The 14206-nt window shown below is 45.2% G+C and carries 13 protein-coding genes; all 13 read left to right on the top strand.

Annotated elements, in window-relative coordinates; genetic code table 11:
* A partial coding sequence (locus QZZ35_RS05545; protein WP_291236501.1) for a DNA topoisomerase family protein occupies nucleotides 1–564 on the top strand: 564 nt, incomplete at its 5' end.
* Nucleotides 565–860: 296 nt separating this feature from the next.
* The gene (locus tag QZZ35_RS05550; RefSeq protein WP_291236502.1) at nucleotides 861–1628 is read left to right on the top strand and encodes a ZIP family metal transporter; all 768 of its coding nucleotides are present in this window, start codon (nucleotides 861–863) and stop codon (nucleotides 1626–1628) included.
* A 159-nt stretch (nucleotides 1629–1787) separates the two neighbouring features.
* Nucleotides 1788–3218 carry an amidophosphoribosyltransferase gene (purF, locus tag QZZ35_RS05555; protein WP_291236503.1) on the top strand — a complete coding sequence of 477 codons (1431 nt, stop codon included), beginning with the start codon at nucleotides 1788–1790 and terminating at the stop codon, nucleotides 3216–3218.
* 25 nt (nucleotides 3219–3243) lie between these two features.
* Nucleotides 3244–4674, top strand: coding sequence for an adenylosuccinate lyase (gene purB, locus QZZ35_RS05560; RefSeq protein WP_291234856.1), 1431 nt, complete (start codon nucleotides 3244–3246; stop codon nucleotides 4672–4674).
* A gap of 17 nt (nucleotides 4675–4691) precedes the next feature.
* Complete coding sequence (locus QZZ35_RS05565) at nucleotides 4692–5189, top strand: DUF5721 family protein (protein WP_291236504.1); 498 nt, start codon at nucleotides 4692–4694, stop codon at nucleotides 5187–5189.
* Between the two features lie 20 nt (nucleotides 5190–5209).
* Complete coding sequence (locus QZZ35_RS05570) at nucleotides 5210–6085, top strand: substrate-binding domain-containing protein (protein ID WP_291236505.1); 876 nt, start codon at nucleotides 5210–5212, stop codon at nucleotides 6083–6085.
* Nucleotides 6086–6101: 16 nt separating this feature from the next.
* Entirely contained in the window at nucleotides 6102–6797 is a 696-nt protein-coding gene (locus QZZ35_RS05575) for an ABC transporter permease (RefSeq protein WP_291236506.1), read from the top strand.
* 4 nt (nucleotides 6798–6801) lie between these two features.
* Entirely contained in the window at nucleotides 6802–7506 is a 705-nt protein-coding gene (locus tag QZZ35_RS05580) for an ATP-binding cassette domain-containing protein (protein ID WP_291236507.1), read from the top strand.
* Nucleotides 7506–8735, top strand: coding sequence for a molybdopterin molybdotransferase MoeA (locus tag QZZ35_RS05585; protein ID WP_291236508.1), 1230 nt, complete (start codon nucleotides 7506–7508; stop codon nucleotides 8733–8735). The genes QZZ35_RS05580 and QZZ35_RS05585 overlap by 1 nt, the downstream gene beginning before the upstream one ends.
* The gene (locus QZZ35_RS05590) at nucleotides 8732–10633 is read left to right on the top strand and encodes a molybdopterin biosynthesis protein (protein WP_291236509.1); all 1902 of its coding nucleotides are present in this window, start codon (nucleotides 8732–8734) and stop codon (nucleotides 10631–10633) included. Before QZZ35_RS05585 ends, QZZ35_RS05590 begins: the two co-directional genes overlap by 4 nt.
* An 18-nt stretch (nucleotides 10634–10651) precedes the next feature.
* Entirely contained in the window at nucleotides 10652–12577 is a 1926-nt protein-coding gene (locus QZZ35_RS05595; protein ID WP_291236510.1) for an aldehyde ferredoxin oxidoreductase family protein, read from the top strand.
* Nucleotides 12578–12582: 5 nt separating this feature from the next.
* A complete protein-coding gene (locus QZZ35_RS05600) occupies nucleotides 12583–12807 on the top strand; it encodes a MoaD/ThiS family protein (protein ID WP_291236511.1) in 225 nt (74 codons plus the stop codon).
* A 2-nt stretch (nucleotides 12808–12809) separates the two neighbouring features.
* Nucleotides 12810–14206: iron-containing alcohol dehydrogenase (locus QZZ35_RS05605; RefSeq protein WP_291236512.1), on the top strand; the 1397-nt coding region annotated here is incomplete at its 3' end.

The raw sequence follows: 14206 nt of genomic DNA on the forward strand, positions 1-14206 counted from the left end.
TTGGGTGAGGTCGTCAATCAGATTATGAAAGATGCTTTTCCAAGTATTGTTGATGTTTCTTTTACGGCTAATATGGAATTCCTCCTTGACAAGGTTGAGGAAGGCTGTGTGAATTACAAGACAGTTATCCGAAATTTCTATCCGGATCTGGAGGAAGCTGTGCAGATTGCGGAGAAGGAACTGGAAGAGGTCAAGATTGAAGATGAAGTTTCTGATGTCGTCTGTGAACAGTGCGGAAGAAATATGGTCATTAAGTATGGTCCTCATGGAAAGTTCCTGGCCTGTCCGGGATTCCCTGAGTGTAAAAATACAAAGACTTATTTTGAAAAGATCGGTGTTCAGTGTCCGAAGTGCGGCAAGGATATTGTGATCCGCAAAACTCAGAAGGGCCGTAAGTATTACGGATGCGAGAATAATCCGGAATGTGATTTTATGACATGGCAGAGACCTTCCGGAAAGATCTGTCCGAAGTGCGGCAATGCCCTTCTTATTAAAGGACAGAAACTGGTATGTGCAGATGTCGCATGCGGTTACCGTGAAAATAATGAAATAAATAATCAATAACATGAATTCCCCCGACGGATGGCTTTGTGTCATCTGAAAAGGGGAATTTTTTTATTGTATAGGAAAGTTCGAAAAACTTTCCTATACAATAAAAACGTTCCACTAGGGATGCGCACTCGCTTAAGAGGTATTTACCGCTTGGCGGTATCGCTCGGCGCGGCAAAGTGTGCTTCGCATGTGGTTGAATTTTAAACGCGATCGTGTGCGAAGCACACTTTATTCATTTTTTAGAACCTTTGAACATTCGTATCATATATATGTGTATAAGCAGACATATATGAAAAAGGTGGGAGATGATGACCCAGTCTTTGATTTGGGCAGCTCTTGGGACGGGATTTGCTTTTTTAATGACCGTGTCGGGAGCGGCGACCGTGTTTTTGTTTCGAAAGAAGGTCAATGAAGGATTTCAGAAAATATTTCTCGGTTTTGCCTCCGGGATTATGATTGCAGCATCGGTATGGTCTCTGATCATTCCGGCAATCGAACAGGCAAAACTGGCCGGAGGACTTCCATGGATACCTGCGGCAGCAGGGTTTTTAGCCGGGGGATTATTTTTGATGGCGGTGGACAGTTTGTTTGACAGATACCGGAGATCAAAAAACCCATCCGGACTTCTTGTATTTGCAGTGACGCTTCATAATATTCCGGAAGGAATGGCGGTTGGTCTGGCCTTTGCTTTGGCTGCCCAGAATATGAACAGCCCCGAGTTATACGCGGCAGCATTTTCTTTAGCTTTAGGTATCGGTGTCCAGAATTTTCCTGAAGGTGCGGCAGTGTCTTTACCGCTTCGTCAGGAGGGTGTGAGTGCATTCCGATCCTTTGGTGCCGGTGTCTTTTCTGCGGCTGTAGAACCGGCGGCAGGAATGGCGGTTGTGCTTGTGTCCGAATGGATCCGCCCGGCGATGCCCTGGCTCCTTTCTTTTGCCGCAGGGGCCATGATCTATGTCGTTGTGGAAGAACTTATACCTGAGGCAAACGATGGCGGTGCTTCCAGGAAGGGTACAATTGGGAGCATGGCCGGATTTCTGATCATGATGATTTTGGATGTGGCATTATCTTTATAACTAAATCATATGAATATTTTTTGTATACAACATATTGATTTCACGATATGTTTGCGATAAAATAAGGGCGTGTATTATGTTCTATAGCAAAATCTGTAATAAACACTTATAAATGACACTAATAAATACAGAAGACATCTTGAAAGACAGGGACAAAATATGATAAATCAGAGAGAGAATGATCAGATTAAAGAAGAACTTCACGAGGAATGTGGTGTATTTGGGGCTTATAATGTCAGGGGTGAAGATATTGCTTCATGGGTATACTACGGTTTATTTGCACTGCAGCATCGGGGTCAGGAGAGCTGTGGTATTGCGGTAAGTGAGAACAGAGATATCCGATACTATAAGGATATGGGGTTGGTCAATGAGGTTTTTACACCGGAGAATCTGGATAAGGTTCATGGAGATATTGCTATCGGTCATGTTCGTTATTCAACGGCTGGCAGCAGTGTCCGGGCCAATGCACAGCCACTCGTAACAAAGTATGTTAAAGGACAATTAGCTATAGCACATAACGGTAACCTGGTAAATGCAGTAGATTTAAGAGAAGAACTGGAACAGCAGGGCGCTATTTTTCAGACGACCATCGATTCAGAAGTCATTGCCTATCTGGTGGCAAAGGAACGTGTTCATTGCGGTTCTGTAGAGGAGGCTGTCGCACGGGCCATGCCTTATATCAAGGGAGCCTATTCACTTCTTGTGATGAGCCCGAGAAAGCTTATTGCAGCAAGAGATCCTCACGGATTTAAGCCATTATGTATTGGAAAAAGAGAAGATACATGGGTTGTCGCTTCAGAGACATGTGCGCTTGATACGGTGGGTGCGGAATTTATCAGGGATGTAGAGCCGGGAGAGATCATTGTCATCAATGAAGAAGGATTGACATCGGATCGACGGTATTGTCATCTGACAAAGAAATGCAGCCGATGCGTATTTGAATATATTTATTTTGCCCGTCCGGACAGTGTCATTGACGGTGTGAGTGTATTTAATTCCCGTATTATGGCCGGAAGGATTTTAGCTCAGACCCATCCGGTAGAAGCCGATCTTGTTGTCGGCGTACCTGAATCGGGAAATGATGCGGCTATGGGTTATGCTCTGGAATCGGGAATTCCTTATGGCCGTGCATTTGTAAAGAATAATTATGTAGGAAGAACATTTATTAAACCGAAACAAAGTATGCGTGAGCAAAGTGTTAAGATTAAACTGAATGTTCTCAAAGATGCGGTAAAGGGTAAAAGGATCGTCATGATCGATGATTCGATTGTCCGGGGAACGACAAGCGGGAATATTGTTCAGATGCTTAAGAACGCCGGTGCAACGGAGGTTCACGTGCGGATCAGTTCACCGCCGTTTAAGTATCCGTGTTATTTCGGTACAGACATACCGAACCGGGATCAGCTTATTGCCAATCATCATACGATCGAAGAGATCGGTGAGCTTATGGGGGCAGATTCCTTAGGTTATCTGGATCTGGACCGCATGGGTGAGATGGTGGAAGGCCTTGACTATTGTGAGGCATGCTTTAACGGTAATTATCCGATAGAACCGCCGACGAGAGATATCCGCGGAGATATGGAATTTTAAGTATTGATATATAGGAGGGTAAATAATGAACGACAGATATCAGAGTCCGTTATCAGAAAGATATGCAAGTAAAGAGATGCAGTATATTTTTTCTCCGGACATGAAATTCAGAACATGGAGAAAATTGTGGATTGCACTTGCAGAGACAGAGCAGGAATTGGGACTGCCGATTACAGATGAGCAGATCGCAGAGCTTAAAGCTGCAAAAGATGACATCAATTATGAAGTGGCAAAAGCAAGAGAAAAAGAAGTTCGTCACGATGTCATGTCCCATGTGTACGCATACGGACAGCAGTGTCCGACGGCAAAGGGTATTATTCATCTCGGGGCAACTTCCTGTTATGTAGGGGATAATACGGATGTGATCATTATGCGTGAAGCATTATATCTTGTTCGTAAAAAATTGCTTAATGTTATCAGTGAACTTGCGAAGTTTGCGGACACTTACAAAGAACTGCCGACACTGGCTTTCACACATTTTCAGCCGGCTCAGCCGACAACTGTCGGAAAACGTGCCAGTCTCTGGCTGAATGAACTTGTGATGGACTTATCTGATGTGGATTATATTATTTCCCAGTTAAAACTTCTCGGTTCAAAGGGTACAACAGGAACACAGGCAAGTTTTCTCGAGCTGTTTGACGGAGATCATGAAAAATGCAAAGAGGCGGATCGCCGCATTGCCCGTAAGATGGGATTTGATGCATGTTTCCCTGTATCCGGTCAGACATATTCAAGAAAACTGGATACACGTGTGCTGAATGTTCTCTCCGGTATTGCTCAGAGTGCCCATAAATTCTCTAACGATATCCGTTTGCTTCAGCATCTGAAGGAAATCGAGGAACCTTTTGAAAAGAGCCAGATCGGCTCCTCTGCGATGGCTTACAAGCGTAATCCGATGCGCAGCGAGCGTATTGCTTCTCTTTCAAGATATGTGATGATCGATGTGCTCAATCCGGCGATCACTGCTGCGACCCAGTGGTTTGAAAGAACACTGGATGATTCTGCAAACAAACGTCTCAGCGTGCCGGAAGCTTTCCTTGCTATCGACGGTATTCTTGATCTGTATATGAACGTTGTTGACGGCCTTGTTGTTTATCCGAAGGTTATCGAACAGCGTCTGATGAGTGAACTTCCGTTTATGGCAACAGAGAATATTATGATGGATGCGGTTAAACGGGGCGGTGACCGTCAGGAGCTTCATGAACGTATCCGTACCCATTCGATGGAAGCAGGACGTATGGTTAAAGTGGAAGGAAAGCCGAATGATCTTCTGGAACGTATTGCTGCCGATCCTGCTTTCGGAACAACGATGGAAGAACTTCAGGCGATTATGAATCCTCGGAACTTTGTCGGTCGTGCACCGGAGCAGGTAACAGAATTCCTGGATGAAGTTATCCGGCCGATTCTTGAGGAGAATAAAGAAGTTCTTGGCATGACAGCCGAGATTAATGTTTAATTATGGAGTGATTAGGGATGATCGGTTTATCCGTTGTGGATATTAAAAATTTCATGGCGGGAATGCTTACCGGAAACATGTTTGATAAATTTTATCTGCGTGACGGTGAGATTCAGACTTTTACAGAATTCCATTTGGGCGGTTATTTAAACCGCCCTTATTTCGATTCTAAAGAATGGGAGACAATGGAAGGACGGAAATTCTGTCTGTGGTCGGAAGTGAAACCTTTTGCATTTCAGATGATCAGGGGGAAAAAACTTCCGGTAAGTTTCAGGATGGTGTTTCAACTATCCGATGAGAATACACAATGGTTCCTGAAAAAATACAGACCTTCTGTGCGGGAAGAGGATATTGGCGGACTTTTTATGAATATTACCTATGAACATCAAAAACTTGTCTGCACATCCGGGATTTCCTATAAAATTTTTATGAAAGATAAGGTATTGGAGCAGTGCTGGGATGATACGGTATGCCAGTACTTTAAGCAGAACCATATTGCCTTTGAAAAAATGTAATGAAAAGGGGAGGAAACACAATGAAAAGAGTGGGAATCGGTCTGGCAGTGTGCATGCTCATGCTCTGCGCCTGCTCAAAACCACAGGAAGCAAAGGTACCCTCGGAAACAAGGGTTTCAACAGAAGCGAAAGATGCCGGGGAACTTATTCTGGCGACAACGACGAGTACGAAGGACAGCGGTCTTCTGGATGCGATACTGCCCGTATTTGAGGAAGCGACAGGTTATAGTGTCAGTGTCATTTCCGTAGGCTCTGGAGAAGCCATGAAGATGGGCGAAAACGGTGAAGCAGATGTACTTCTCGTCCATTCTCCGGCGGCTGAGAAGGCATTTGTTGAAGAAGGACATGCGGATGAAGACGGCAGAAAGGATGTCATGTACAATGACTTTATCCTTGTCGGACCGAAGGATGACCCTGCGGGAGTCGGTGCCGAATGGGCCAATGATGCGGTTGGGGCCTTCAAAGCCATCAGTGAAAAACAGTCACCTTTTATTTCCAGAAGTGATGAATCAGGGACCCACAAAAAGGAGCTTGCAATCTGGGAAAAATGTGCCATCGAGCCGTCGGGGGACTGGTATATTCAGGCGGGAACAGGCATGGGTGCCGTGCTTGAGATGGCCAATGAAAAACTGGCCTATACACTTTCTGACCGGGCGACATGGCTGAACCTGGGACTGGATGAGGATCTGACAATTTTATGTGAAAAAGATGAGAGCGGTATTTTATATAATCAGTACGGTGTCATCTGTGTCAATCCTGAGAAAAATGAAAATATTAATCATGAGGGTGCAAAGGAATTTCAGAACTGGATTCTCTCCGAAGAGACACAGAAACTCATCGGTGAGTACGGCACAGAGACTTATGGTGCGCCTCTCTTTACACCAAATGCACAATAGCATTTAAATTGGACCTATGAATATCATTATTGAAGGTATACGAGAAGCTTTTCGTCTGATTTTTACTTTGGACAAAGAAGTGTTTGATGTTGTATTCCTGTCTTTGAGGGTATCTCTGATCTCACTGTTTATGGCAGGGACATTGGGGGTACCCCTTGGTATTTTTATAGCAAAGCATTCCTTTTTCATGAAGGATTTTCTGATGCGTATCATCTATACGCTGATGGGGATGCCTCCGGTTCTCTGCGGTCTTGTTGTCTATATTGTGTTTATGCGCAGAGGTCCGCTGGGCAGTCTGAAACTGAATTATACTGTTACAGTCATGATCATTGCACAGACACTGCTTATTTTACCGATTATTATCGGATTGACGGTAAATGGTGCCAGGGATAAGGAACGCCGGATCAAAGCCCTTGCAAAGACTTTGGGAGCGGATACTTTTCAGACATTAAAATTATTTATTTACGAGCTCAGATACAGTATTATCACGGCACTTGTCTCCGGTTTTTCGAGAGGCATATCGGAGGTCGGAGCCGTTATGATCGTCGGCGGCAATATTGAAGGAAAGACGAGGGTAATGACCACCTACATATCCCAGTTAAAGGGAATGGGGCAGTTTGAGAGGGCTGTAGCCGTGGGAATTATCCTTCTCATACTGTCCTTTATTATGAACACGATTCTTTATAATTTTCAAAAGGAAAAGAGCTGTTAATTTTATGAAGGTAGAGATAAACCATTTAAAAAAATCCTATTATGGCCATGTGGTTCTGGACATCGACCGACTTTCTGTACCGGATCATAAAATCACAGCCATTGTCGGTCCGAACGGTGCGGGAAAGTCAACCCTTTTAAATATTATGGGAGATCTTCTGGAAAAGGATTCGGGGGAGATTTTATACGATGGGGATGAAAAAATCCCCCATAAAGCGGTGACCCTTGTATTTCAGGAGCCTTATCTTATATCAACCACCGTGGCGGAAAATATTTTATATCCGATGAAGCTGAGAAAAATGGATAAAGGTATCATGAAAGAACGTTTGGATTTTTTATCAAAGGAGCTGTCTCTTACACCGCTTTTGAATAAAAAATCCCACCAGCTTTCTCTCGGAGAAACACAGAAGGCGGCCCTTGCCAGAGCCTTGTCCTTTGAACCGGAGCTTTTACTTTTGGATGAGCCGAGTGCAAGCATTGATCCTTATACGACAAATGAAATCGAAAAGCTGCTTTTAAAATTGAATCGGGAAAAGGGAACGACGATGTGTATCATTACCCATAACCTTGTACAGGCCAAACGGCTGGCAGATCATGTTGTGCTGTTAAATAAGGGAAAAGTAGTCGAAAGTTGTCCGGCCAATCGTTTTTTTCATTCACCTGAAAGACCGGAGACAAAAAAATTTATTGAGGGGGAATTGTTGATCTAATGGAATTACTTCATACAGATACATTGGCAGAGGCCAGAGAAAAACTGAGACGGGAAACAGAAAATTTTATTTTAAGAACAAAAAAAGTGGAAAGTCGGGATGCCCTCGGCTGCATATGTGCGCGGGATATTTTTGCGGAAGAGAATATTCCTTCGTTTCGCCGTTCAATCGTCGACGGGTATGCGGTCATAGCCAGAGACAGTTATGGAGCCGGCGAATCGATGCCAGCCTTTTATGAGGTAACGGGAAAAGTGAATATTGAAGAGCCGGCAGTGCAGAAGGTCCGTACAGGGGAGGCGGTTTTTCTTCAGACCGGTTCAATGGTGCCTGAAGGAGCGAATGCCGTCCTTATGATCGAATATACGCAAAACTATGCGCCGGGAAAGATGGCCGGATACAGACCGGTCAGCGAGGGAGAAAATATTATCCAGATCGGCGAAGATGTAGGTATGGGCGAGTGTCTTATTTCCAGAGGGGAAAAGATCAGTCCGGAGGTGATTGGAAAATTTGCCGCTCTGGGAATCAGAGAAGTTGAAGTGTTTGAGCCGTTGAAGGTGACCGTCATTTCTACAGGAGATGAGCTGGCAGATATGGATGAACCGCTTTCCGGTTCAAAAATCCGGGATATTAATTCTTATGCCCTTGGTGCACAGGCAAGGTCTTTTGGTATGGAGATCCTGCACCAGATACGGCAGAAAGATTGTGAAGAAGACATAGAAAAGACACTCCGGGATGTGGTTGATGAGAGTGATGTAATCCTTATGTCCGGCGGAAGCTCTAAGGGAAGCAAAGATTATACGAAAAAGGTTTTGGAAGCAGTCACCGGAAATGTTTTTACCCACGGTATTTCGATCAAACCGGGAAAACCGACCATTCTGGCTTATGACCGGGCTAAAAATACGGTGATCGCAGGACTGCCGGGCCATCCGATGGCGGCCGTGATGATGTTCCGTTTGATTATCGGGGACTGGTACTTTTCTAAAGCGGGAATCCGACCGCCGCTGCCTCATTTTGCAGTTATGGGAGAGAATGTATCGAGTAATCAGGGGAGAGAAACCTGCCTTCTCGTCCGTCTTCTTCGGGGAGAAAATGATTATACGGCAATACCAATCTATGCCAAATCCGGAAGTATTTCTGCTCTGGGAAAGGCAGACGGGTATGTGATGATCCCGAGAAATAAAGAAGGACTAAAAAAAGGCGAGAGGGTTTTGACAGAGGTATTTGTATGAAACGAAATTTATATTTGAATATACAGAATAAAGAGGAAGCACTTTCCGGATTTTTAAAAGCAATGTCGGATATCCATCCGGATAAAGAGCGGATTCCGGTGATAAAGAGTTTGGGGAGGACAACAGCCGAGGCGGTTTTTGCCCGTTATTCCAGTCCCTCCTATAATTCGTGTGCCATGGACGGCATCGGTGTTATCAGTTCCCATACAAAAGAGGCGTCGGAGTATCATCCGGTCGAACTTGTCTATGAGACGGACTATGTGGATGTGGATACGGGGGACAGGATTCTGCCGCCTTATGATGCGGTCATCATGGCGGAAGATCTTATTGAAACAGAAAATGGATATAGAATCATCGCACCGACACATCCTTTTGCCCATGTGCGTTCTGTTGGTGAGGATGTGGTGGCTAAAGAGATGGTGCTTCCGTCTCATCACACCATACGTGCTATTGATATCGGTGTGCTGCTGGCATCGGGTATCCGGGAGATTCAGGTCATAAAAAAACCGGTTGTGGGGATTATTCCGACAGGGGATGAGATGATTGAATATACAGAGGAACCGGAAGATGGAAAAATTATTGAGACCAATTCCTGGATGTTTGAGAATCTTGTCGCAGAAAACGGAGGTATCGGACGTCGATATCCGATCGTCCGGGATGATCCGGAAAAAATTCGGAAGGCTGTTTTAAAAGCTCTCGATGAATGTGATATAGTGCTTATTAATGCGGGGTCATCTGCGGGCAGGGATGATTATACAGTCCATGTTCTCAGAGAACTGGGGGAGGTATTGACCCATGGTGTGGCTGTCAAACCGGGAAAACCGGTCATTTTAAGCAGGATTAAAGATAAGCCGGTGATCGGTCTTCCCGGCTATCCGGTTTCCTCTTATCTGACATTTACGGAGTTTGTCGTTCCGGTCATGAATCTGTATTTGCAAAAAGGGGGCAGAGATTACAGGACGGTTCAGGCAAAATTGTCTAAAACCCTTATGTCCAGCCTGAAATATGAAGAATATGTCCGGGTAAAGCTTGGGAAAGTGGACGGAGAATTGATTGCATCGCCGCTTGAGCGGGGAGCGGGAGCCTCTATGTCTCTTGTCCGGGCAGACGGTTTTCTTGTGATTCCTCAGAACAGAGAGGGAATCATGGCACATGAATGTGTAAATGTAAAGCTTCTGATAGATATGGAAAGTGTCGAAAAAACGTTAGTCCTTATCGGCAGTCATGATTTGATTCTGGACGTTATTAATGATATGATGAAGGGAGAACAGAAAGATGTTCGTCTGTCTTCCACCCATGTGGGATCACTTTCCGGACTGATTGCTCTTAAAAAGAAAGAAGCCCATCTGGCTCCGTCCCATTTGCTCAATGAAGCAGACGGAAGCTATAATGAGGCAATCGTCCGTGAGATGTTTCCGGGTGAAAAGATGGCAATTATAAAAGGCGTGCGCCGTCGTCAGGGATTGATCGTAAAAAAAGGAAATCCGATGAAGATCCATTCGGTTTCGGATATCGGGCCGGATGTGCGGTATGTGAACCGGCAGAGAGGAGCAGGGACGAGAGTCCTTTTTGATTATCTGCTTAAACAGGCAGGAATTTTACCCGAGGATATTCAGGGGTATGAACATGAGGAGACGACCCATATGAGTGTGGCGGTTGCTGTGCAGAAAGGGAATGCGGACACAGGCATGGGAATTTATTCAAGTGCCAGGGCACTGGATCTGGATTTTGTGGACATTGCCTTTGAGGAATATGATTTTGTGACGTATGCGTCCTGGATCGAATTGCCCTTTGTGCAGGAATTTCTTAGGGTTTTAAAAAGTGACGGGTTTAAAGAGCGTCTGGAGGCACTGGGAGGCTACAGCTGGGAAGAAACAGGCGATATATTCTATTTATAATGACAAAGGGGTGAAATAATGGCGACAAAATATGGTGGTTACATGGGGAAAGTATTAAAAATCAATCTGTCGTCCCGCGAAGTGAGCGAGTATCCATTTTCGGATGAAGAGAGGGAGCTGTTTATCGGGGGTAAGACGATGGCGGCGAAAATACTGGGCGATCATTTTAAGGGGACAGAGGAGGCATTTTCTGAGGAAAACATGCTGGTCATTACAACAGGTCCGCTGACAGGCAGCGGCGCACCGAGTGCCAGCCGGTTTAATATTTCCACACTGTCTCCCCAGACAGGATACATCACATCCTCCAACTGCGGCGGTAATTTTGGATATTATCTTAAAAAATCCGGACTGGATGCGCTTATTCTTCAGGGAAGATCAGAGAAACCGATATGGATCGAGATCCAGAATGAAAATATTCAGTTTCATGATGCATCGGATCTGTGGGGCATGAAAACAATGGAAGTTCAGGAAGCATTGGATGATAAACTTCGCCTGAAAAACGGGCGTGTCCGCAAAAACGGAAAGATATGTATCGGTCCGGCCGGCGAGAATCAGGTGCTCTATTCCTGTATCGTGTCCAACGAGCGGGTTTTCGGGCGCGGAGGAACCGGCGCCGTTATGGGCTGGATGAATCTTAAGGCAGTGTGTGCTTCAGGAAATAAGGAGATTCCGGTACATGACAAAGAAAAAATGGTCCGTCATACGCAGAAATGGTTCCGATATCTGAGAAAGCATCCGCTGACAGGGGAACAGCTGCCGAAACTGGGAACGGCCGGCCTTGTCAGTTCCATGCAGATGAAACATATTCTTTCGACAAAAAATTACAGTCGGGGTCAGTATGAGGATTTTGAGAAGGTGAGCGGAGAACGTCTGGCTGAAGAATTTAATATTGTTAATAAGGGCTGCCTTACCTGTCCGATCCGGTGTGCCCGGACGGTTGAGGTCGACGGCAAACAGGTTAAGGGTCCCGAACTTGAAACGTTGGTTTTGCTTGGCGGCGGCATTTTGAATAATGATCTGGAGTCTGTTTTAAAATGGAATTATGAGCTGGATGAACTTGGACTGGATACAATTTCCGCAGCAAATACCCTTTCTTATGCGATGGAAGCTAATGAAAAGGGTCTGTGGGATAACGGGCTGAAGTTTTCGGAGACAGAAGGTATTTCGAAAATTTTTGAAGATATTGCCTATAAAAGAGGTATCGGGGCAGAACTTGCTCTCGGAAGCAAACGGCTTTCTGAAAAATATGGCGGCAAGGAATTTGCCATTCATGCCAAAGGAATGGAACTGGCTGCCTATGAACCGCGAAAAGCGGTTGGTCTTGGCCTTGGATACGCTGTCAGCAACCGGGGCGGCTGCCATCTGAACGGCGGCTATATGGTTATTCTTGAGGGGCTTGGGCTTTCAATGGACCAGACAACCTATCACGGAAAGGCGGATATGACGATGATGTTCCAGGATCTTATGGAAATGATCTCTGCGTCAGGACAGTGTCTGTTCACAAGCTATGCCTTCTTCCCGTCGCCGTTAATGCGGCATCCGAACAGCTGGTATACAAAGCTTGTCAATAAAGTGCTGCCTTACTGCGGCGGTGTTGTCCGGATACTGAATAAATATCCGGAGATCGCGGCATTGCATCTGCCTGTTTTTCATCATACGAAGGGATTTGAGTATGTGACAGGCATGCGTATGACTTTCGGACATTATATGCGCTGCGGTGAGCGGGGATACAATCTTGAGCGCGAGGTGAATCGTCGCTTTGGTGTCAATGCGAATAAAGATGCCCTTCCGAAACGGCTCGTTCAGATTGTTCAGGATCCAAAGGACCCAACATCCAAAGTGCCGTTAGAAAAGCTGAAAAAAGTTTATTATCATGCCCGGGGCTGGGATTCAGACGGACTTCCGACGAAAAAGCTGCTTAAAAAATTAAAGATAAGCGGGTGAAGACCATGGTCAGAGTCAAAATTTTTGGAGTGATGCGTTTAAAATCCGGTGTCAGCAGCTTTGAGACAGAGGCAGGATCGGTTAATGAGCTTTTAAACTGCATCCCGGGAATTGAACGGAAAGAAGCAAAGAATCTGGTGGTTATCGTTAATGACAGACCGGCAGGACGTTATTGTAAATTAAAAGACGGTGATGAGGTCGTCCTATTATCACCGGCAGGAGGTGGCTGAAAATGAAAATTAAAGAGAAACCATGGATCAATCCGGATACGTGCGCGGGATGTTCTGCCTGCGTTGAAAATTGTCCGATGAATTGTATTCAAATAGAAGAACCGAAATTTCATGGGGATATCCACACAATAGCCTGTGCAGATACAGATAAATGTATCGGATGCGGAATATGTGCACGGGTATGTCCGATTGAAGCCATTAAGATGTGCAGAGACAAGGAGGCAGTGTTCAATATGAAAAATAAAATGCGTCTTGAAACCCTATTTTGCCGTAGTTTTCAGTCTGTAATGAAGGTTGGAATGTATTTTCTTCCATGGCGTGTGCCAAAGATCCTTAAAGGACCGGGCGCAGTGAAAAAACTTCCGGCGGCGATCAAACGTAAAAAATTCAGCAATGTCCTTATTGTGACGGATCATATGCTGACGGAGCTGCATCTTCTTGACGGTCTTTTGGAAGCTATGAACAAGGCACAGCTAAATTACGTTATATATGACGGAGTTGCTCAAAACCCGACAGATGATAATGTGGAAGAAGGTTTTGCCATATATAAGCAGAATCATTGTGACTGCATGATCGCTTTCGGGGGCGGTTCACCTATGGACTGTGCCAAAGCGATCGGCGCCCGTGTGGCACGGCCGAAAAAGACAGTGAAACAGCTTCAGGGACTGTTTAAGGTTTTAAGACCGCTTCCGATCATTTTTGCTGTCCCTACAACTGCGGGAACAGGTTCGGAGACGACGGTTGCAGCTGTTATTACAGAGTCAGAGACACATCATAAGGCGACGATCAATGATATTTGCCTGATGCCGAAGTATGCGGTACTTGATCCGGAACTTACAGTCGGTCTTCCGCCGAAGGTGACAGCCATCACCGGTATGGATGCACTCTGTCATGCGGTTGAAGCTTATACGAATAACACTTATAACACAAAACTCGAAAAGGATATGTGTAAAAAAGCGGTCAAGCTTGTTTATGATAATCTCTATTCAATTTATCAGGATGGAACGAATCTTAAAGGACGGCAGAATATGCAGAAAGCCGCATTTTATGCAGGCCGTGCTTTTACAAGAGGATGTGTGGGTTATGTTCATGCGATCGGACATACCCTTGGAGGTCTTTACAATACACCCCACGGACTTGCCATGTCGATTCTGCTTCCGCATGTGATGCGTGCTTTCGGACCGGCGGTTTACGATAAACTGGCAGACCTTTGCGATATATGCGGTATTGAGGCAGAAGATAACACAAATAAATCAAAAGCGGAAGCATTTATCCGTTGGATCGAAGATATGAAAGAAAAGATGGATATCCCGGTTTATCCGGATATGATCAAAGATGAAGATATCGATCAGATCGTGGAATGGGCACACAAAGAAGGTAATCCGTTATATCCGACACC

The sequence above is a fragment of the Frisingicoccus sp. genome (genome assembly GCA_016298055.1).
Classification (GTDB): domain Bacteria; phylum Bacillota; class Clostridia; order Lachnospirales; family Lachnospiraceae; genus Frisingicoccus.